We start from the raw sequence: 19,365 nt of genomic DNA on the forward strand, positions 1-19,365 counted from the left end.
CTGGTCCCACCGCTCGTACCGCCGCCGGGAGGCGTGGCCGAAGTGGTCGGGGCGGCCGGAGCTGCCGGGGCCTTCGCCACCGCGGGCAGCGCGCGGCGCGCCACCGGCGGTGCGGGCGCCCGGGTGAGCGCCGGGGGTGCGGCGGGCGCCGCGGCCGGCGCCGTCAACGGCACCACGCGGGGCCCGGCGGCGCGCGTCGCGGCCACCGTGCGCTGCACGGCGGGTCCGGGCGTGGCCCGCGGCGAGCCGCCGCCGGCGTCACCACCGTGGTCGTGGTCGCCGACCACGGCCACCGGCAGCGAGATCGGCGGATGGCCGCTGCCCGGCGCGGCGGCCGGTGCCGGGGTGAGCACGTCCCGGATCACCCCGGTCGGGGCGTCGTCGAGCACGACGTGCGCCAACTCCCCGGTGAACGAGGGGTTCTGCCACGCCGAAAGGGTGCCGCCGAAGTGCGCGGCCGCGACCGAGGGCCCGGCCGGGCGGGCCAACGCCCGCTGGATCGGCGGCAGCACGGACCAGCCGGGCGGCCCGGCCGGTGCCGCGGCGGCAGCCGCCGTACCGGTGCCGGCACCGGGGCCCGGGGCGGCAGCCGGCGTGCCGCCGGCCGTGGCCCCGGCTGTCGCGGCGTCCGCCGGCCGCGTGCCGCCCGTCTGCGTGCCTGCGCGTGCGCGGGCCCGTCCGGCCCACCGGTCAAGGATTCCCATGGCCGTTACCCCGCCCCGGTCACCGCTCGGCCGTGGCACGCGTGACGAGCGAGGCGATCTGCTCGGCGTACCTGCGGCGGTCGCGGTGTTCGAGGTCCAGGATGTCCTCCAGGCTCCAGTGGAAGTGGTAGGCGATGTACGCGATCTCCTCGTGCACCCGGTCGGTCGCGTACGTCACGATTCCCCCAGGCGGCTCCCGCCGAGCTCGACCTCGAACGGCTGCTCGCAGTGCGGACAGGTCACGCCGGCGCGGGTGTGGCCCTCGGCGTTGATCTGGCGGTAGAAGTCCTGGAGGAAGGCGAGGTCGGAGGCGAACATGTTCTCCACCACGCCGTCGTGCATGTGCGGCACCGTACCGAGCCGGGTGATCACCCGGCCCAGCAGGACCACGGACAGATACGCCGGGTTCTCCTGCACCCGCAGGTCCCGCAGCGGGATCAGCTCGTCCCTGGCGGTGGCCAGGCGCATGGTCCCCTCGCGGTGCACGGTGCCCGCCTCGTCCACGTAGCCGCGCGGCAGCTCGAACGCGAACTCGGTGCGCAACTGGCGCCGCACGGGCGCGGGTTCGGCGGCCGGCGGCTGCGCCGCCGGCGCCGCGGCGGCCACGGGGGCCGTCGCGGCGCCGTCGGGCATCGGCCCCGACCGGGGAGCCGTTCCTCGGCGCATTACTCCATGATCATTTCTTCGTAGGTGATCGTGACGGTCTCGGTCAGCGCCGACGCCTCACCGGCCTTGACGGTGCTCGCCGAGACCTTGCTGCACCACGCCTGCCGCAGGTGGTACCGCTTCACCGGGTTGTTCATGTAGTCCATCACCAGGATGCTGGCGTTCTTGCGGGCCGAGCCCATGTCGCCGCGGACCGAGGCGTTGATCCAGTCGTTGAACGCGGTGGACTGCGTCATGCCGCGCACGACGGTCGCCTCACCCGCCTTCTTCACGCCCGGCATCTTCTTGGTGACCGGCTGGCCGTTCGCCGACACCTGCTGGTACTCGATGACGTCCTGGGTCATGTCCAGGCCGTTGACCTCCTGGAGGTACTCGACCATCACCCCGTCGATCTGGAGGCCGAAGTTGTGTGAGGTGAGCGCATCACCTGGCTGGAGACTCATCGCCGCTGTTCCTTCGCTTCGCGCTGCTCGTACGTCATGCCGTGCTGGTCCTGCTGCTGTTCGCGGTGGTCCGGGCGGTCAGGCCGCCGTCGGATCACTCCTCCAACTCGCCTGCGCCGCTGGAGAACTGGGCCAGCCGGAAGATCACGAACTCGGCCGGCTTCACCGGGGAGACGCCGATCTCGCAGATCACCCGGCCGAGGTCGACCGACTCCGGCGGGTTGGTCTCGGCGTCGCACTTCACGTAGTACGCGTCGTCCGGCTGCCCGCCGAACAGGGCGCCGCCACGCCACTCGGTGACCAGGAAGGCGGAGATGTTGCGCCGGATACGGGCCCACAGTGCCTGGTCGTTGGGCTCGAACACCACCCACTGCGTGCCGTTGAGGATCGACTCCTCGAGGTAGTTGAAGTACCGGCGGATGTTCAGGTAGCGCCAGGCCGGGTCGGAGGACAGGGTACGCGCACCCCAGACCCTGATGCCGCGGCCGGGGAAGGAGCGGATGCAGTTGATGCCCAGCGGGTTGAGCAGGTCCTGCTCGCCGCGGGTGATCTGCAGCTCCAGGTCGACCGCGCCGCGCACGACCTCGTTGGCGGGCGCCTTGTGCACACCGCGCTCGGAGTCGTTGCGGGCCCAGATGCCGGCCACGTGGCCGCTCGGCGGGATCAGCCGGGTCTGGCCACCGGACGGGTCGAAGACCTTGATCCAGGGGTAGTACAGCGCCGCGTACTTGGAGTCGTAGTTGGACGTCTCCTGGCGCCAGACGCGGATCTCGCGCGCGTTGAGCCCGGGCGGCGGGTCGATGATCGCCAGCCGGTCGCCCATCAGCTCGCAGTGCGCGATCAGACCGAGCTGGACCGCCTTGACGGACTCCAGGTCGATCGCGCCGCGCTGGTAGGCCGCCATCAGGTCGGGGACGGCGACCATCGAGATCTCGTCCACCGCCTCCAGGCCGCCGAAGCCGGTGCGGTCGGCGCTGTCGCCGAGGTACTCCTTGACGTTGGTCGCCTCGGCCGGGGCGACCGGGGCCGCCGGGGCGGCGGCCGGGGCGGCGAGCGCCACGGTCTGGTTCTCCGGGCGGGCCAGCTGCCCGGCCGCGGCGGCCTCCGTGACGATGATGAGCTTGGAGCGCTCCTTCACCTGGGTGACCACGTAGTTGCGGCCGCCGCGCTTGGCGGTCACGTCGAAGGTCTCGACGGTCTTGCCGCCGTCCTTGACCAGCAGCTTGAAGCGTTCGGCCGGGCCCTCGCCGTCGGCGTCGGCGACCTCGACGCTGAGCGCGCCGCCCTCACCGGGCGCGACCGCGGCGACCTTGAAGGTGCCGAGGGCGGCCTCCTCGCCGGCGGTCAGCGCGGCCGGGGCGGTACCGCCGCCGACGGCCGCGGGCTGCTTGGTGTCGGCGTCCACGGCGGAACCCGACACACCGCCGGCCTGGCCGCCCACACGGACGACGTAGGCGGCCGAGCCGCCGTTGTTGAAGAAGCCGTAGACCGAGTGCGCCAGGAAGTAGCCGTCGGTGAACTCACCGAAGGACGCGACGTACTGCGTCCAGTTGGTCACCAGGGTCGGCTCGTTGAGCGGACCGGTGGGCGCCAGGCCGACGAAGGCGGCAACCGATGTGCCCACCCCCTCGATCGGACGGGAGCCGCTGGCCACTTCCTCCACGTAGACGCCCGGCGACAGATACGACGGCATGCGCTGTTCTCCTCGGGGTACGAGAAAAGGGTCGACTCTCACCCTCGCTCGCCAGAGCGCCGGGCGAAACGTCCTGCGGTGCCTTTCCGGGGGCAGTTCCGCTGCCCCCGAAGGGCAGCGCCGACGCGGCGGTGCCGCCACGTGGTGCTCTCGGCACGCCCTGTGGTGCCCGACTTGTCATGCCGTGTCCGCTGATGGGAGGTGCGGGGCCGGGGTCCGGCGCCGCGCGGAGCCCCCCTCGGGCCGGTGCGCCGTGCCACGGGGACGGGTGGCGCCCGTGGGGCGCATGGGGTCTGCCCTCAAGTCTGCCCCCAAAGACCTTGCCACGGCCGTGAGTTCGTCGTAGGCAGGCGAGCGCGTCCTCGACGCGGGGTTGCCGGACCCGGTCGGGAGCGCCGACGCGGGGCCCAACTCGGGTGCCACGGGGGCCCGGTGGCCGTATCTTCGGGCAACCGCGCCGCCCGCGCGGACAACCGCGCTGCCTCGCGGGTTGCTGACGGGCAGGGGGCGGACCCCGTAGCGTCGCGGTGTGAGCATCTGGACCTCCCTCGAACCCCCGTCCGCCACGGTCGACGCCGGCAGTTCCACGATCGTGCGGCTGCGGTTGCGCAACACGGGCGACGTGGTGGACGAGTACCGGTTCCTGCCGGTCGGCAACCTCGCCCCGTACATCACGGTCGAGCCGCCGACGCTGCGGCTGTACCCGGGCACCGTGGACACGGTCGAGCTCACCGTCGCGCCGCCGCGCACACCGGACGCCATCGCCGGGCCGAACCCGTACGGCGTCCAGGTCGTGCCCACCGAGCACCCCGATGCGACCTCGGTGCCTGAGGGCAACATCACCATCACGCCCTTCACCGAGGTGCGCGCGGAGCTGGTGCCGCACACCGTCAAGGGGCGGTTCCGCGGCCGGCCGAAGCTCGCCGTGGACAACCTCGGGAACACCAAGCTGACCGCCTCGATCGTCGGCACCGACAACGGCGACCAGATCACGTACGAGATCCACCCGGCGAACGTCCAGATCGAGCCGGGCCGGGCCGCGTTCGTGAAGGCCACGCTGCGGCCGAGCCGGATCACCTGGTTCGGGCGCAAGGAGAACCGCCCCTTCCGGCTGGCGGTCCAGCGCTCCGGCGCCAACCCGCTCGAGGTCGACGGCACCTACGTCCAGCGCGGGGTGCTGCCGCGGTTCCTGGCGACCTTCCTCGGCCTGCTGATCGGGCTGGTCATCGCCGCGGTCGCGCTGTGGTTCGCCTACAAGCCGCCGGTGGCCAGCCTCGCGCAGCCGAAGGTGGAGCAGGCCGCCGCCTCCACGCTGCCCACCCCGCCGCCGACGACCACGCCGCCACCGGTCGTCACCCCGGACCCGACGACACCGCCCCCGACCACCTCGGCGCCCTCGGGCGGCGGCGGCAGCACCCCCAAGAAGAAGGCCAAGCCCGCCACGGCGGCGACCGCGGTGAAGAAGCTCGCCGAGGACGACCCGACCGGCCGGCACATCTGCTACCGCGTCTACGTCAGCGACAAGGGCTGGACCAAGCCGTCCTGCGACGGCGTCACCGCCGGGTCCACCGACGAAGACGCCAACGCCATCGAGGCGATCAACGTCTCCGTCTCCGGGGTCGGCGGCAGCTCGGCCAACGCCTTCCGCCAGGTCGGCGGTTGGAACAACATGCCGTGGAAGTCCGGGGACGACAAGGTCGACGTCTACGTCGGCACCACCGGCAAGGGGTTGCTGCTGTCCGGCTACGCGGTCGGCGCCTCCACCGGCGACATCTGCCAGAACACCTACCTGCACGTCGGCGGTTGGGGCGGCAAGTCCTGCAACGACCCGACGAAGACCAACCAGGACTGGATCTTCGGCGGCACCACCGACGCGTCGGGGATGGTCATGGCCATCCGCCTGACCGTCTGATCGCACGCGCGCTGAGCCGGCCCGCCCCGCCCGGGGCGGGCCGTTCGGCTACCAGGTGGTGTCGTCGGTCAGGACCAGCCGGCCGGCCTTGCGGTACTCGCGCTGGGCGCCCGCGATGAGGTCGTCGGTGCCGACGGGTTCGCCGCGGCCGGCCGCCGCGTACGCGGCGGTGACCACGGCGCTGCGGATCGAGCCGCCCGCCAGCTCGAACTCCTTGGCCACACCGGCCGGTTCGATGTCGTCGGCGCAGGGCACGTGGGAGAGGCTGTGCCGCCACAGCGCCAGGCGCTGCGCGGGGTCGGGGAAGGGGAAGTCGACCACCAGGTCGAGCCGCCGGGTGAAGGCGTCGTCGACGTTGGCCCGCAGGTTGGTGGTCAGCAGCGCGATGCCGTCGAAGGACTCCAGCCGCTGGAGCAGGTAGGCGCTCTCCATGTTGGCGTAGCGGTCGTGCGCGTCCTTCACCTCCGAGCGCTTGCCGAAGATGGAGTCGGCCTCGTCGAAGAGGAGCACCGCGTCGGTCCGGTCGGCCTCGGTGAAGATGCGCTCCAGGTTCTTCTCGGTCTCGCCGACGTACTTGTCGACGATCGAGGAGAGCTGCACCACGTAGAGGTCCAGGCCGAGGTCGGCGGAGACCACCTCGGCCGACAGCGTCTTGCCGGTGCCGGAGTCGCCCGCGAAGAGCGCCAGCACCCCGCGGCCCCGGCCGCCGCCGGCGCTCAGCCGCCAGTCGCCGAGCACCCGGTCGCGGTGGCGGGCCCGCAGCGCGAGCTCGTGCAGCTGCGCGAGCGGGCCTTCGGGGAGCACCAGGTCGTCCCAGTCGACGGCGGGCCTGATCCGGCGGGCGTGCCGCTCCAGCCCGGACGCGGACTGCTGCCGCGCGGCGAGCCGCAGGTGCGCGGGGGTCAGCGGGGTGCCGTCGAAGGCGGCCAGGTCCTGGGCGACCTGGGCGACCCGGCGGATGCGGTCGCGGCCGAGCCGGTAGGGCGCGACGACCGGTGCCAGGTCGAACCCGAGGCCGCCTTCGGCCCCTTCGCCCCCCTCGGCTTCGTCGGCCGGTCCGCCGGCCGCGCCGAGCGCCTCGGTCCAGGTGGCGAGGTCGCCGGCCCGCTGCCGGGGCGCGTCGAGGACGAGCGGGTCGTGTTCCGACCATTGCGGATCGTACGGGCGGGTGCCGGCCATGACCACATGGACGTCGCCGACCGCCAGGGCGCGGACGAGTGCGGCGGCGGCCGCGGGCTGGACGGGCACCGGCGCCACCAGGATCGCGTGTCCGCGCAGGCGCGCCTCGCGCAGGAGGTGGGGGAGCGCGGCAGTGGCCGCGGCGATCTGGTCGCGCTCGGCGACGGGCCCGCCGCCCTGGTCTCCGGTCGGGTCGGCGTCGGCTCCGCCGCCGCCGGGCAGGGCCGCCGGGGTGTAGTGCAGGGCGGGCAGCCCGGCCGCGCCGAACGCGGCCGCGGCGCAGGCGACGCCCTCGCCCTCGCGGTGCTCGCGCAGGTAGACGGTGGCCGGTCCGGCCGCCAGGCGGGCGGCGAGCCGGGCCACCAGCGGGTCGTCCGGCGCGGTGGACGCGGCGGCGGCCGGGGCGAGCGCGGTGACCTGCCCGGCGAGCGCGGGGTCCGGGGTGTCGTCGCCGACGAGGTGGGCGGCGACCCGGTCCGGGACCCGCAGCGACCGGCTGAGGAAGGGGCGTTCGGGCTCCTCGACGACCACCAGCCCGAGCGCGGCCAGCGGCGCCGACGGGTGGAAGCGGGCGCGGCCCTCGGCGTGGTGCGCGGGCACCCCGCACAGGTCGAGGACGAGGCCGACGGTGGCCCGGCGGCGGCTGACGTCGTCGTTGAGGTAGCCGTAGAGCGGTTCGAAGGCGCGGTCGAGGTCGGGGGCGAGCGCGGCGAGCAGGATGCGCGCGTCCAGCCCGGACAGGCCGAGCCGGGCGGCGAGCCGGACCAGCCGGTCCTCCCCGCGCGCCTCGCCGACCGCCTCGTCGGGCGCGGCCTCCGGTCCGGGGCGGGCGTCCTCGGCCGCCGGCCGCAGCAGGTACTGGACCGCCTCGTCGGTGAGGTACAGCCCGCGCAGCGGATCGGCGGCGGTCGGGTCGGTGGCGCTGCGGTGCTCGACGAGCAGCGCGACCCGGTCGCGCAGCGCGCCGAGCCGGCCGATGAGGGCGTCGTCGGGCCCGAGCGCGGTGCCGGGTTCGGTGCCGGGCCCGGTGGCGGCGGTGGCCGCGCCGGCGGCCGTCGCGGTGGTCATTCCGCGCTGTCCCGCCGCACCCCGCGGGCGGCGTCGCGGGCCGCCTGCTTCCGCTCGGCGACGTGGTGCGGCCGGTGGTAGCGCTCGGCGGAGCCCTCGAGGGTTCCGTCGGTGCCGCGCACCCGCACGCCCGCGCCCTCGGTGACCGGCGGCCCGGCGTCGTACTCGGGGAAGGCCGGGAAGGGGGCGGTGACGGTGACGTCCAGGGACGGCTTCAGCTCGCCGCCGAGTGCCGACCAGATCTCGGCGAACGAGCGGGAGTCGGTCTGCTGGCCGGCGACGGTCAGCGGGATGGTCAGGCCGAGCGCGGCCAGCGCGCCGGTCAGCTCCTCGGGCGGCAGCACCTCGCGGGGCAGCAGCGTGGCCAGGACGGCCGACAGCAGGCGGTGTTCGTCCTGCGGCTGCTTGGTCCAGGCGGTGACCAGGTACGACAGCCGGTACCAGCGCGGCGGTTGGCGCCTGCGCACCACGATGCCCTGGTCGTCGTGGACGGCGATGGCGCCCCGCTCGCGCCGGTGGATGTCCTCGCGGATGTCGTACAGGTAGACGTCGATGGTCGGCGCGTTGCGCCGGGCGGCCCAGTCCTTGGTCGGCGCCTCGAAGGCGATGTCGACGCCGGTGCCGGCCAGGGCGCCCCCGGTCAGCAGCCCCTTGAGGACTTCGTCCACCTCGTGTATCACGGTCGCGCCCTTCGCTGTGCCCGCTGGTTGGTCAACGCTCGGTGCGGCCGGCCCGGTCGGGCCGGCCGGTGGCCGTCAGATGTAGCCCTCGCGCAGCGCGTACGCCACGGCGTGGGCGCGGTTGCGCAGCCGCAGCCGGGTGGTGAGGCTGTGCATCACGTTCTTGACGGTCCGCTCCGAGTACGACAGCTTGCCCGCGATCTCCCCGGTCTCCATGCCTTCGGCGACCAGCCGCAGCACGTCGACCTCGCGCGGGGTGAGTCCCGACGCCGGATCGCCGGGCAGGTGCTTGGCGTTGCGGTGCATGATGCCGACCTGCGTCATCAGCCGGCCGAGCAGGTCGGAGGGCAGGTCGCCGTCGCCGCGCGAGGCGGCCAGCACGGCCTGGAGGATGCGCTGCCCGGTGGCTTCATGCCGCCAGACTATGGCGCCCACCCCGCAGTCGATCACCTGGAGCAGTTCGGCCTCGCGGATCAGGTTGGCGACCAGCACCGCGCGTACGCCGTCGGTGCGCACCAGTTGGCGCAGCCGGGACAGGGTGCTCTCGTCGAGGGCGACGGCGAGCAGCACCGCGACGGTGCCCGGCTGCCGGCTCTCCTCGTCGACCAGCCGGATCTCCGGCCGCTGGCTGAGCTGGCTGGTGACACCGGCCAGCGAGATCGGGTCGGGAGCGTGGACCGTGACGGGAATCCTGGTGATGGTGCCCGACAGTTCGGGGGGCGTGGTGAGAGCCACGGACTCAGTCCTTTCGCCCGCGCGGAGGGTGGAGTTGCGCACTCCTGTGCTTGCTGTTGCCTGCGCCATCATGCTCCGCCATGTAAACCCCTACCAACCCGTGCTCGCCCTCGGCCGCCCCGTGCACACATCCGACATGATCGAGGTGAACCGTTTCAGGGTTCCGCCCCGATGCCGTATCCGGCCAGCCGCTCCGCGGGCGGCCCGGGCCGCGCGGTTGCCCGTTCCACCCGGTGCGGGTTGCCCCTGGGGACCTTCCGGGCCCGTCACTCGGCCGGTCCTGGGCGGCAGTTGGGTCATCCTCCGACCCGGCGGAGGGGCGCCGTGCTGCCCGGATCGGCCCGGCGGCGTGCCCGGTTGGCCGTTCGACAATGGCTGAATCCGATCGGTCGGATGAGGTTTGCGCTCGTGATCGTACGTCCCTGGGGCCACGTCGAAGTGAGAGCAGAATCACCGTGGCGTGAAGTGCGGGTGATGCGCGCGGTGTTGCCGCGGACGCGCCGGAGCCGCCCCCCGGGCGCCGCGGGCGGCCGCGGACGGCGGCGGGCGGCGGCCGGGGGACGGCTGCGGGAACGGGGGCCGGGGGCGGGTGGGCCTGCGGCGCTGCCCTTCGAGGGCGTCAGGCGGTGTACCGGTGGGAGGTGTAGGTGAGGTAGCCCTCGTCGCCGCCCTGGTAGTAGGCGGACTCGTCGACCTCGGTGAGCGGCAACCGGGCGCGCAGCCGCTCGACCAGATCGGGGTTGGTGAGGAAGGCCCGGCCGAAACTGATCAGGTCGGCGCCCAGGTCCAGCCAGCGGTCGGCGTCCTTGCGGCCGGTCTGCCGCGGGCCCATCGGCAGCACCGGGTTCATCACGAGCGGCCCGGCCCAGGCCCGGCGCAGCGCGAGCAGCACCTCGTCGTCGGAGGTGGCCTCCAGGTGCACATAGCCCACCCCGACCCGGGCCAGTTCGGTGAGCAACTGCGTGTACAGCCCGGTGACGTCGGTGTCGTGCACACCCCAGAAGTCGGCGCCGGGCGAGAGCCGGATACCGGTCCGGTCGCCGCCGACCGCGTCGACGGTCGCGGCCGCGGCCTCCACCGCGAAGCGGATGCGGTGCGCGACCGGGCCGCCGTACCGGTCGGTGCGCAGGTTGGCGTTGGAGGAGAGGAACTGGGAGATCAAGTACCCGTTCGCGCCATGGAGTTCGACCCCGTCGAAGCCCGCTTCCACCGCGCGGCGGGCCGCTTCGGCGTAGGAACGGGCCTGTTCGGGCACCTCGGCGGTCTCCAGGGCCCGCGGCACCGGCGCGGGCTGCGGGCCGGTCGGGGTGAACACGTCGCCGACCGCGGCGACGGCCGACGGGCCGACCGGCACCGTGCCGATGGTGTCGGGGTGCGAGACGCGCCCGCCGTGCATGAGCTGTGCGAAGATCCGGCCGCCGTTGGTGTGCACCGCGTCGGTCACCTGCCGCCAGGAGTCCGTCTGCGCGTCGGTGTGCAGGCCGGGCGTGCCCGGGTTGGACTGCCCGACGGCGTTCGGCTGCACGCCCTCGGTCACGATCAGGCCGGCCGTGGCCCGCTGGGCGTAGTAGGCGGCCATCGACGGGGTGGCCAGCCCGCCCGCCCCGGCCCGCACCCTGGTCATCGGGGCCATCACCACGCGGTTGGGCAGCGTCAGCGCGCCGAGCCGATAGCTGCTGAAGAGGGTCGTCACGTCGGGCTCCTTCGGTCCGCGGGCCCGTCCCTCGGGCCCGTGGTCTACGCTAGAACCTGACACTGACGTCAGATGCAAGTTGTTGTTGCGCAGCCCACACGGGCGCGCACCGGGCCCATGGAGAACGCCCATGGAGAACGCGGGAAGGACGGGCGGATGCGGATCGGGGAACTCGCGGCCAAGGCGGGCGTCAGCGTCCGGTCGGTGCGCTACTACGAGGAGCAGGGACTGCTGGTCAGTACCCGCAGCTCAGGCGGCCACCGGCACTACACGGACGCCGACGTCGAACGGGTCGTCTTCATTCAGCGGCTGTACGCCGGCGGGCTGTCCAGCCGCACCATCCTGGAGCTGATGCCCTGCGTCGACGCGCCCAGCGCCGAGAACTCCGACGCCGCCTTGGAGCGGATGGCGCAGGAGCGCGACCGGCTCTCGGCCCACATCGACGAACTCGTGCGCACCCGGGAGTCGCTGGACGAGCTGATCGCCATCGCCCGCGCGTACCGCGAACAGCTCCGCACGCAGGAGCCCGCCGGTCGGCGGGCTCCTGACGGCCTGTCCGATGGTCCGATCGTCCACCTGGAAGTTGCCCGTTATTCCACTGCCGATTGCCCCCGCGTTCCCCAGTGAGGGTGCGGACGGCCTGTCGTACGAGGTGAGGGCCTCGTCGGCGGCCGGTCACCAGCCGTAGGGACCGCACCGCCCCCAGGCGACGAGCCCGCCCAGCAGCAGGACGACGGCGTTCACGGCCACCGCGGCCGGCTCCCGGGGCGACCAGCCACTCCCGAGACTGCGTCGTCTTCGCCGGCCCGGACGCGGCGAACGCGGCGGCGAGCACCGCCTGCACCACCCACAACAACACGCTCATCAAAGGCTCCCGGTGTGATTCGGTGTGCTTCCGCCCACCCGACGGCGCGGCCCCGCCGCCTGTGAGCCGCCCCCGGACCTCACACTCCGGGCCGCTGCCGCGTCGTACGGGTGCGCGCGGACGACGCGGGCGGCGGCGGACACGGACAGAAAGGTCGGGGAAGCATGAGCACCGAACCCGGACAGGGCGGCGGCGACGCGGCGCTCGACGAGGCCATGCGCGAGCGGCGCCGGCTCATCGGCGTCGCCTACCGGCTGCTGGGCTCACTCGCGGACGCCGAGGACGTCGTCCAGGAGACGTACGCCCGCTGGTACGCGCTGCCGCCGCGGCAGCAGGACGCGATCGAGAACGTCGGCGCCTGGCTGACGAAGGTCGCCGGCCGGATCTGCCTGGACCAGCTCCGCTCGGCGCGGGCCCGGCGCGAGCGCTACGTCGGCGAGTGGATTCCCGAGCCGGTGCCTGGCAGCGCGGAGCTGATCAGCGGCTGGTCCGGCGGCGCCGAGGTCGACCCGGCCGACCGCGTCACCCTCGACGAGTCGCTGTCCATGGCGTTCCTGGTGCTGCTGGAAGCGATGACCCCGGCCGAGCGGGTGGCGTTCATCCTGCACGACGTGTTCCGCTACCCCTTCCCCGAGGTCGCCGAGATCGTCGGGCGCACCCCCGCCGCCTGCCGCCAGCTCGCCACGTCCGCCCGCCGCCGGGTCCGCGCGGAGCGCGGCGCCCAGCCGCCGACCGACCGGCACACCCGGATCGTCCGGGAGTTCAAGCAGGCGTGGGAGGACCTCGACGTCAACGCCATGATCGGCCTGCTCGACCCGGACGCCACCGCGGTCGGCGACGGCGGCGGCATCGTCTCGGCCCTGCCCCACCCGCTGCACGGCAGCACCCCGATCGCCCGCTACTTCGTCGCCATCGCGCGCCGCGGCGGCGCGGGCGTGCAGATCCTGGAGGAGACCGTCAACGGCCGGCCCGGGCTGGTGCTGCGCCAGGACGGCGCGGCCCTGGCGGTGCTGGCATTCGACATCGCCGAGGACCGGGTCACCCATGTGTGGGCGGTGCGCAACCCGCACAAGCTCGGGCCGTGGATGGACGACTGAGCCCCGCGGGGTCGATGCCCGCCCGCTGACCCCTGCCTGCCGGTTCCCGCCCGCCGGTTCCCGCCCGGCGCGGCCAGGCCCCCCTGGCTGCGCCGGAAGGTGCTGTTGTTGAATGAGGTACGGGCCGCGCCCGCACCTCGGGCCACGCCCCGGCTTTTCGGACGTACGTCGGCACGAGGGTGGGGATCAGCAGGTGAGCGCGCAGCCGGTGTCGCTGGGCCGCCTGATCCCCGCAGTGTTCCTGCCGGTGCTGGTCTTCGAGACCGGCATGGGCGCGCTCGCCCCCGTCCTGGCGCTCAGCGGCCGCGCACTCGGCGCGGGCGTCGGCGCCGCCGGGCTGGTGCTGGCGCTGCTGGGCGTCGGGCAGATCCTCGGCGACGTGCCGGCCGGGGCGCTGGCCGCGCGGCTGGGCGACCGCAAGGCGATGCTGGTCGCCTCGGCCGTCACCTCGGTCACCCTGTGCGGGTGCGCGCTGGCCCGCACCGTCTGGGAGCTCGCGCTCGCGGTCACCGTGACCGGCGCGTCCAACGCCGTGGTCATGCTCGCCCGGCAGTCCTATCTGACCGAGGCGGTGCCCGAGCACCTGCGGGCCCGCGCGCTGTCGACGCTCGGCGGGATGTCGCGGGTGGGCGCCTTCGCCGGGCCGTTCCTGGGCGCGGCCGTGCTCAGCGGCGGCCGCCCGGTGCACGACGTGTACTGGCTGGCGCTGGTGTGCACCGCGATCACCGTCGTCGTCCTGGTCGCGGTGCCCGACGTCGCCGAGCCCGTGGTGCGCGGCGGCGCGAAGCCCGTACCGGTCCGGGCGGTGCTGCGCGAGCACCGGAAGGTCTTCCTCACCCTGGGCCTCGCGGTGCTGCTGGTCGGCTCGGTCCGGGCCACCCGGCAGACGGTGCTGCCGCTGTGGTCGGAGCACCTGGGGCTGAGCGCGTCGTCGACCAGCGTCGTGTTCGGCATCGCCGGGCTGGTCGACACGCTGACCTTCTACCCCTCCGGCCAGGTGATGGACCGCGCCGGCCGGCTGTGGATCGCGGTGCCCTCCATGCTGGTGCTCGGCGCCTCGCAGGCGGTGCTGCCGCTGACCCACACGCTCACCGAGCTGACGGTGGTGGCGATGCTGATCGGCTTCGGCAACGGCATCGGCAGCGGTGTGCTGATGACGCTCGGCGCCGACGTGGCGCCCGCGGCCACCCGCTCGCAGTTCCTCGGGGTGTGGCGGCTGTGCGCGGACTCCGGCAGCGCGGGCGGGCCGCTGGTCGTGTCGGCGGCCGCCTCGCTCGGCAGCCTGGCGGCCGGGATCTCGGTGATGGGCGCGGTGGGCGTCGCGGCGGCGGGGGCGCTGCTGCGGTGGGTGCCGCGGTACTCGGCGTTCGCCACGACCGGGGCGCGGCGGGCGAGCACCGCGGTGGCGGGCGCGCGGGCCCGGCCGGCCGGGGCGGGGGACGCCCCGCAGGACGCGCCGCGCCGCTGAGCCCCTACCCCGTACGGGCGCGGCCGCGGTGAGGCGCGCCGGGCGGGCGGCGCCTTCGGGCCCGGCGTTCACCCGAACGACCTCCTTGGATGTCCGGTGCGGCCGGTTCGGCCGAGGCTGGACGTCATGCGGCTGCACCGGCCCAAGCTGGCGTGGTACCTGCCGGCCCTGGCCCTCCTCATGACCTGCTCGGCGCCGCAGCACCGGGCGAACGGACCCCGGCAGGGCGCTGCCGCGATCCGCCCGGCGTCGCTGCGGCCGGACGTGGTGCTGCGGGCGGCCTGGCACGCGGACGAGAAGGACGTACGGCCCGGGCTGGTCTACGACAAGGCGGTGAAGGCGGTCTTCGTGCACCACACGGACAACCCCAACACGTACGACTGCAAGAAGGACGTGCCGGGGATGCTGCTCGCCCTGGAGCAGCGGCACATCGCGCTGGGCTGGAACGACCTGGGCTACAACTTCGTCGTCGACCGGTGCGGTGGCATCTACGAGGGCCGGGCCGGGAGCGTGGACCGCGACGTGCGCGGCTCGCACACCGAGGGCTTCAACAACGACACCGTCGGGATAGCGGCCCTGGGCAACTTCGGCGCCGGGCAGCAGGTGCCGCGCCCGATGCTGGAGGCGATAGCCGAGATAGCCGCCTGGAAGCTCGACCCGGGGATCAGCCCGCTGGGCAAGGTGCGGCTGGTCTCCAGCAACAACGCGAGCCGGTACCCGAAGGGCACCGCCGCCGAGGTGAACACGATCTCCGGGCACCGCGACGTCTACCAGACCGACTGCCCGGGCCAGGCCCTCTACGACGCCCTGCCCTGGGTCCGCGCGGAGGGGGTCCGCCTCCGCGCGAACGCCGCACGCTACGGCTGACGTTCCGGGGTGCGGGCGATGGGGCCCGCACCCCGCCGGCGCGGGTTGGGTGCCGGTTCAGTGCCGGATCAGCTCAGGGGTCAGTGCATCCAGAGCAGGTAGAGGCCGTTGGTGCCGTACTCGCAGATGTAGACCGGGCCGTGGACGGGTGCGTCGGCCTGGGCCTGCGCGACGCAGCTGTCGTACGTCGGGAAGTAGCCGAGGAACATGAAGCCGCTGCCGGGCGGCGGGGACGCCTGCGCCGCCGTGGTGGCGATGCCGAGACCGAGGATCGCGGTGGCCGCGACGGTGGCCGCGCGGGCCAGGACCTTCGAGCGCATGGGGATCACAACTCCTTCGCGGGCAGGCGGAATCGCCTGCCATGGGGCCAGAGGTGTGGTGCGGGGGTGCGGCGCGCGCGGAACCAAGCCTGCCGGGCGCCCCCCGCTGTTATCAATAGGTCCAGACCAATTGGTGGGCGTGGGGCGAGTGGATACCCCCTGGTCGCCCGGGGCCCGCCGTGACCAGGGCACGCGTGGTGCCCCGGTGACGGGGACTACGGGTGGGACGGCTCCGCGCGGCGGCGCGCGGTGCGGCGGGCGTGGGACTCGGCGGGGTCGAGGACGGGGACGGCGGCCAGCAGGCGCCTTGTGTACGGGTCGCGCGGGTTGGCGTAGACCTCGTCGGCCGAGCCCTCCTCGACGACCCGGCCCGACTGCATGACGGCGACCCGGTCGCTGACCTGGCGGACCACCGCGAGGTCGTGGGCGACGAACACCAGCGCAAGCCCCAGGTCCCGCTGGAGATCGCCGAGCAGGGCGACGACCTGGGCCTGGGTGCTGACGTCCAGGGCGGAGACGGGCTCGTCGCAGACGACCAGCCGCGGCTGGGGTGCCAACGCGCGGGCGATACCGACGCGTTGGCGCTGGCCACCGCTGAACTCGTGCGGGTAGCGGTGGTACCAGGACGCTTCGAGGCCGACCCGCTCCAGCAACTCGCCCACCCGGGAGGCGATCTGGCGATCGGTCAGGTCACCGGCCGCCCGCAGCGGGTCGGCGATGGACTCGCCGATGCTGCGCCGCGGGTTCAGCGAGGAGACCGGGTCCTGGAAGACCATCTGCAACTCACGGCGCAACGGCCGCAGTTGGCGGTCGCCGAGCCGGGCGATGTCCTTGCCGCGGTAGCGGACCTCGCCCTGGGTGGGGTCGAGCAGCCGCACCAGCATCCGGCCGAGCGTGGTCTTGCCGCTGCCGCTCTCCCCGACGACGCCCAGTGTCTCACCGGCGTGCACCACCAGGTCCACGCCGTCCACCGCCGCGAACCGGCCCTGGCCGCGCCCGAACTCCTTGCGCAGCCCGACCGCTTCGAGCAGCACCTCGCCGGACGAGCCGCCGCCGGCCGCCGGGGCGGGCGCGGGTGCGGGCTCGGGCTCTCCCGCTTCCTTCGCCGTCCCCTCCTCCGGCGGAGCCGCCGCCGGCTCGATCCGGGGCACCGCGGCCAGCAGCGCCCGGGTGTAGGCGTGTTCCGGCCGCGCCAGCACCTCGGCGATCGCACCGGACTCCACGGCGGCGCCGTGCTGGAGGACCAGCAGCCGGTCCACCGTGCCCGCGGCCACCCCGAGGTCGTGGGTGACCATCAGCAGCGCCAGGCCCGACTCGGTCCGCAGTTCGTGCAGCAGGTCGAGCACCTGCGCCTGCACGGTGACGTCGAGCGCGGTGGTCGGCTCGTCGGCGACGATCAGCCGCGGTTCGCAGGCCAGCGCCATGGCGATCAGGGTCCGCTGCCGCATGCCGCCGCTGAACTCGTGCGGCCGGGACCGGGCCCGGCGGGCCGCGGTGGGGATGCCGACCCGGTCCAGCACCTCGACCGCCCGGGCCCGGGCCGCGGCGCGGGAGACCCGGCGGTGCACCCGGTAGACCTCGGCGATCTGGTCGCCGACCGCGAGGTAGGGGTCGAGCGCGCTCAGCGGGTCCTGGAAGACGACCGCCGCGACGCCGCCGCGCAGTCGCCGCAGCTCGGCCTCGGGCGCGGTGAGCACGTCGGTGCCGGCCACCCGTACCGTGCCGCTCACCTCGGCGCCGGTGCCGCGGTGCAGCCCCAGCAGCGCGTACGCGGTGGCGGACTTGCCCGAGCCGGACTCGCCGACCAGGCCCAGCGCCTCGCCGGGCCGCAGCGTGAAGCCGATCCCGTCGACGGCCCGTACCGTGCCGGTCTCGGTGGGGAAGTCGATGCGCAGGTCCGCGACCTCGACCAGCGGCTCGCCGGCCGGTCCGGCCGCGGCGGCGCCGGGCGCGGCCGCGGACTTGGTGACGGACAGCGGAGTGTCGGCGGTCACGCCAGCACCACCCTTCGGTCGGCGAGGGCGTACAGCACGTCGGCGACCGCGTTCGCGACCACCACCGCCAGGCCCATCACCAGGACGATCCCCACCACCACGGGCAGGTCCTTCAACTGCACGGACTGCACCAGTTGCTGGCCGATCCCGGGGACGCCGAAGAGCGTCTCGGTGAGCAGCGCGCCGCCGAACATCGTGCCCAGGTCCAGCGCGGACAGCGCGATCACCGAGGCGAGCGCCCCGCGCAGCGCGTGCCGCCGGACGAGCGCGCCCTCGGAAACGCCGTACGCGCGGAAGGTCCTGATGTGGTCCTCCGCCAGCGTCTCCAGCAGCGAACTGCGGGTCAGCCGGGCGTACTTGGCGGCCTCCACCAGGGCGAGCGCCAGCCACGGCAGCAGCAGGTTCCACGCCCACTGCTCGGGGTCGGAGGTGAGCGGCACATACGTCGGGTACGGCAGCCAGCGCAGCCACGAGCAGCAGACCAGGAGCAGCAGGATGCCGGTGATGAACACCGGGGTGGCGGTGCCGACCAGCGTGAAGCCGGTCAGCAGCCGCTCGACGAGGGTGCCGCGGCGCAGCGCCGAGACCAGGCCGGTGCCGACCCCGATCACCAGCCACATCACCATGGCGCCGAGCGCCAGCGACGCGGTCGCGGGCAGCTTCTCGGCGATGACATGGGTGACGAGGTCGCCGGTGCGGTAGGACTGGCCCAGGCAGGGCGCCGGGCAGTGCACCGTACCGTTGCCGGAGCTGTAGTCGTGCCCGGCGAAGACGCCTTGCAGGAAGTGCCAGAACTGCACGTACACCGCGTCGTTCAGGCCCATCTGGTCGCGGACCTGGGCGACCTGCGCGGTGGAGCAGCGCGGCCCGCAGGCGAGTTGGGCGGCGTCGCCCGGGGCGAGGTAGAAGACGGCGTAGAGCACGGCGGCCAGCACCAGCAGCACGGCGGCCGCCTGGAGCAGGCGCCGCCCGGCGAAGCGGATCACGACGCGGCCCCCTTGCGGGTGCCGATCCGCAGCCGGCTGCGCGAGCGCGGGTCGAGCGCCACCCGGATGCCCTCGGCGAACACCGTGAAGGCGAGCACCGTGACGAGCAGCAGCAGCGCGGGCAGCAGGACGTACGCGGAGTCGGCCTGGTACCAGGTCGCGGCGGAGGAGAGCATCTGGCCCCAGGACGCGGTGGGCGGGTTGACGCCGATGCCGAGGAAGGACAGCCCCGCCTCGGAGACGATGTTGCTCGGCAGCAGGATCGCCGCGTAGGTGAGCACCGGCGCGACCAGCGCGGGCAGCAGCTCGCGGCGGGCGGTGCGCCAGCCGCTGGAGCCGGCCAGCCGGGACGCGGCGACGTAGTCCAGGGACTTCTGGGTGAGCACCTGCGCGCGGACGATCTTGGCCACCCCGCCCCAGGCGAGCAGGCCGAGCACCAGGGCCAGCAGCACCGGCCGCGGGAAGCTGCCGGGGACCACCGCGAGCAGTGCGATGGAGAAGACCAGCGCGGGCATCGTGACGAAGATGTCGGTGATCCGGCTCAGCAGCCCGTCGACGGCCCGGCTGCCCAGGCCCGCGGCCAGTCCGAAGGCGGTGCCGAGGACGACCTGGAGCAGCGTGGCGCCGAACGCCACCGCCAGCGAGGTGCGGGCGCCGTAGACGAGCCGGGCGAACAGGTCGCGGCCGGTGCCGGGTTCGACGCCGAGCCAGTGGGTGCCGCTGACGCCGCCGAAGTGGCCGAGCGGGACCGCGCCGGCCCGGGAGTCCAGCAGCGCCGCGTGGTAGCTGGTGGTGTCCTGGCCCTCGGCCGCGGCCAGCAGCGGGGCGGCGATGGCCACCACGATCAGCAGCACCACGACGGCGCCGCCGGCCAGGGCGGCGCGCTCGGTGCGCAGCCGGTGCCAGAACTGCCGTCCGCCGGGCGCCGGCCCGCCGCCCACCGGGCCGTCCGGCAACGCCTCGCCGAGCAGCGGCGGCACGGCCTTCGCCGTACC

General features: G+C 74.2%; 16 protein-coding genes and 1 pseudogene. 5 read left to right on the forward strand and 12 right to left on the reverse strand.

All coding sequences use genetic code 11. The features are described from left to right. Positions 1-723: 723 nt before the first annotated feature. The 4 genes from AC3ERT_RS29430 to AC3ERT_RS29445 form a co-directional block, all read right to left on the reverse strand. Positions 724-882, reverse strand: coding sequence for a DUF6760 family protein (locus tag AC3ERT_RS29430; RefSeq protein WP_202234989.1), 159 nt, complete (start codon positions 880-882; stop codon positions 724-726). After that, a complete protein-coding gene (locus AC3ERT_RS29435; RefSeq protein WP_335972156.1) occupies positions 879-1,370 on the reverse strand; it encodes a hypothetical protein in 492 nt (163 codons plus the stop codon). The genes AC3ERT_RS29430 and AC3ERT_RS29435 overlap by 4 nt, the downstream gene beginning before the upstream one ends. Further along, a complete protein-coding gene (locus AC3ERT_RS29440; RefSeq protein ID WP_202234991.1) occupies positions 1,370-1,813 on the reverse strand; it encodes a phage tail protein in 444 nt (147 codons plus the stop codon). The genes AC3ERT_RS29435 and AC3ERT_RS29440 overlap by 1 nt, the downstream gene beginning before the upstream one ends. A gap of 94 nt (positions 1,814-1,907) precedes the next feature. Further along, positions 1,908-3,506, reverse strand: coding sequence for a phage tail sheath family protein (locus tag AC3ERT_RS29445; protein ID WP_435134943.1), 1,599 nt, complete (start codon positions 3,504-3,506; stop codon positions 1,908-1,910). A gap of 529 nt (positions 3,507-4,035) precedes the next feature. On the opposite strand from AC3ERT_RS29445, the gene AC3ERT_RS29450 reads away from it, so the two are divergent. Continuing rightward, entirely contained in the window at positions 4,036-5,418 is a 1,383-nt protein-coding gene (locus tag AC3ERT_RS29450; protein WP_435134940.1) for a COG1470 family protein, read from the forward strand. A gap of 48 nt (positions 5,419-5,466) precedes the next feature. Here the strand turns inward: AC3ERT_RS29450 and AC3ERT_RS29455 are convergent, their stop codons facing one another. The 4 genes from AC3ERT_RS29455 to AC3ERT_RS29470 all read right to left on the reverse strand — a co-directional run bounded on the left by AC3ERT_RS29455 (position 5,467) and on the right by AC3ERT_RS29470 (position 10,773). Beyond that, positions 5,467-7,665 carry an ATP-binding protein gene (locus tag AC3ERT_RS29455; protein ID WP_435134937.1) on the reverse strand — a complete coding sequence of 733 codons (2,199 nt, stop codon included), beginning with the start codon at positions 7,663-7,665 and terminating at the stop codon, positions 5,467-5,469. Next, positions 7,662-8,345, reverse strand: coding sequence for a Pvc16 family protein (locus tag AC3ERT_RS29460; protein WP_335972164.1), 684 nt, complete (start codon positions 8,343-8,345; stop codon positions 7,662-7,664). Before AC3ERT_RS29460 ends, AC3ERT_RS29455 begins: the two co-directional genes overlap by 4 nt. Positions 8,346-8,420: 75 nt before the next feature. Beyond that, positions 8,421-9,149, reverse strand: a complete 729-nt coding sequence (locus AC3ERT_RS29465; protein WP_435177819.1) for a helix-turn-helix transcriptional regulator — start codon at positions 9,147-9,149, stop codon at positions 8,421-8,423. A gap of 550 nt (positions 9,150-9,699) precedes the next feature. Continuing rightward, positions 9,700-10,773 (reverse strand): alkene reductase, encoded by a 1,074-nt coding sequence (locus AC3ERT_RS29470; protein ID WP_435177803.1) that lies wholly within the window; start codon positions 10,771-10,773, stop codon positions 9,700-9,702. 156 nt (positions 10,774-10,929) lie between these two features. Here AC3ERT_RS29470 and AC3ERT_RS29475 point away from each other — a divergent pair. From AC3ERT_RS29475 to AC3ERT_RS29490, 4 genes and pseudogenes are all read left to right on the forward strand, one after another. Beyond that, positions 10,930-11,292: pseudogene (locus AC3ERT_RS29475) on the forward strand (MerR family transcriptional regulator); the annotation flags it as partial. Positions 11,293-11,802: 510 nt separating this feature from the next. After that, entirely contained in the window at positions 11,803-12,735 is a 933-nt protein-coding gene (gene sigJ / locus AC3ERT_RS29480) for an RNA polymerase sigma factor SigJ (RefSeq protein WP_435134933.1), read from the forward strand. Positions 12,736-12,928: 193 nt separating this feature from the next. Continuing rightward, the gene (locus AC3ERT_RS29485) at positions 12,929-14,203 is read left to right on the forward strand and encodes an MFS transporter (protein ID WP_335972174.1); all 1,275 of its coding nucleotides are present in this window, start codon (positions 12,929-12,931) and stop codon (positions 14,201-14,203) included. 126 nt (positions 14,204-14,329) lie between these two features. Further along, positions 14,330-15,070 carry an N-acetylmuramoyl-L-alanine amidase gene (locus tag AC3ERT_RS29490; RefSeq protein WP_435177805.1) on the forward strand — a complete coding sequence of 247 codons (741 nt, stop codon included), beginning with the start codon at positions 14,330-14,332 and terminating at the stop codon, positions 15,068-15,070. A gap of 80 nt (positions 15,071-15,150) precedes the next feature. On the opposite strand, the gene AC3ERT_RS29495 is transcribed toward AC3ERT_RS29490, so the two are convergent. The 4 genes from AC3ERT_RS29495 to AC3ERT_RS29510 all read right to left on the reverse strand — a co-directional run bounded on the left by AC3ERT_RS29495 (position 15,151) and on the right by AC3ERT_RS29510 (position 19,350). Next, positions 15,151-15,390 carry a hypothetical protein gene (locus AC3ERT_RS29495; RefSeq protein ID WP_335972178.1) on the reverse strand — a complete coding sequence of 80 codons (240 nt, stop codon included), beginning with the start codon at positions 15,388-15,390 and terminating at the stop codon, positions 15,151-15,153. Positions 15,391-15,605: 215 nt separating this feature from the next. Beyond that, positions 15,606-17,366, reverse strand: a complete 1,761-nt coding sequence (locus tag AC3ERT_RS29500) for a dipeptide ABC transporter ATP-binding protein (RefSeq protein WP_435177821.1) — start codon at positions 17,364-17,366, stop codon at positions 15,606-15,608. 14 nt (positions 17,367-17,380) lie between these two features. Beyond that, positions 17,381-18,370: an ABC transporter permease gene (locus tag AC3ERT_RS29505; protein ID WP_335972180.1), complete on the reverse strand. Its 990-nt coding sequence runs from the start codon at positions 18,368-18,370 to the stop codon at positions 17,381-17,383. Then, positions 18,367-19,350 carry an ABC transporter permease gene (locus AC3ERT_RS29510; protein ID WP_435135012.1) on the reverse strand — a complete coding sequence of 328 codons (984 nt, stop codon included), beginning with the start codon at positions 19,348-19,350 and terminating at the stop codon, positions 18,367-18,369. The genes AC3ERT_RS29505 and AC3ERT_RS29510 overlap by 4 nt, the downstream gene beginning before the upstream one ends. Between the last annotated feature and the right edge of the window lie 15 nt (positions 19,351-19,365).

This window comes from Actinacidiphila sp. bgisy145 (assembly GCF_057708125.1).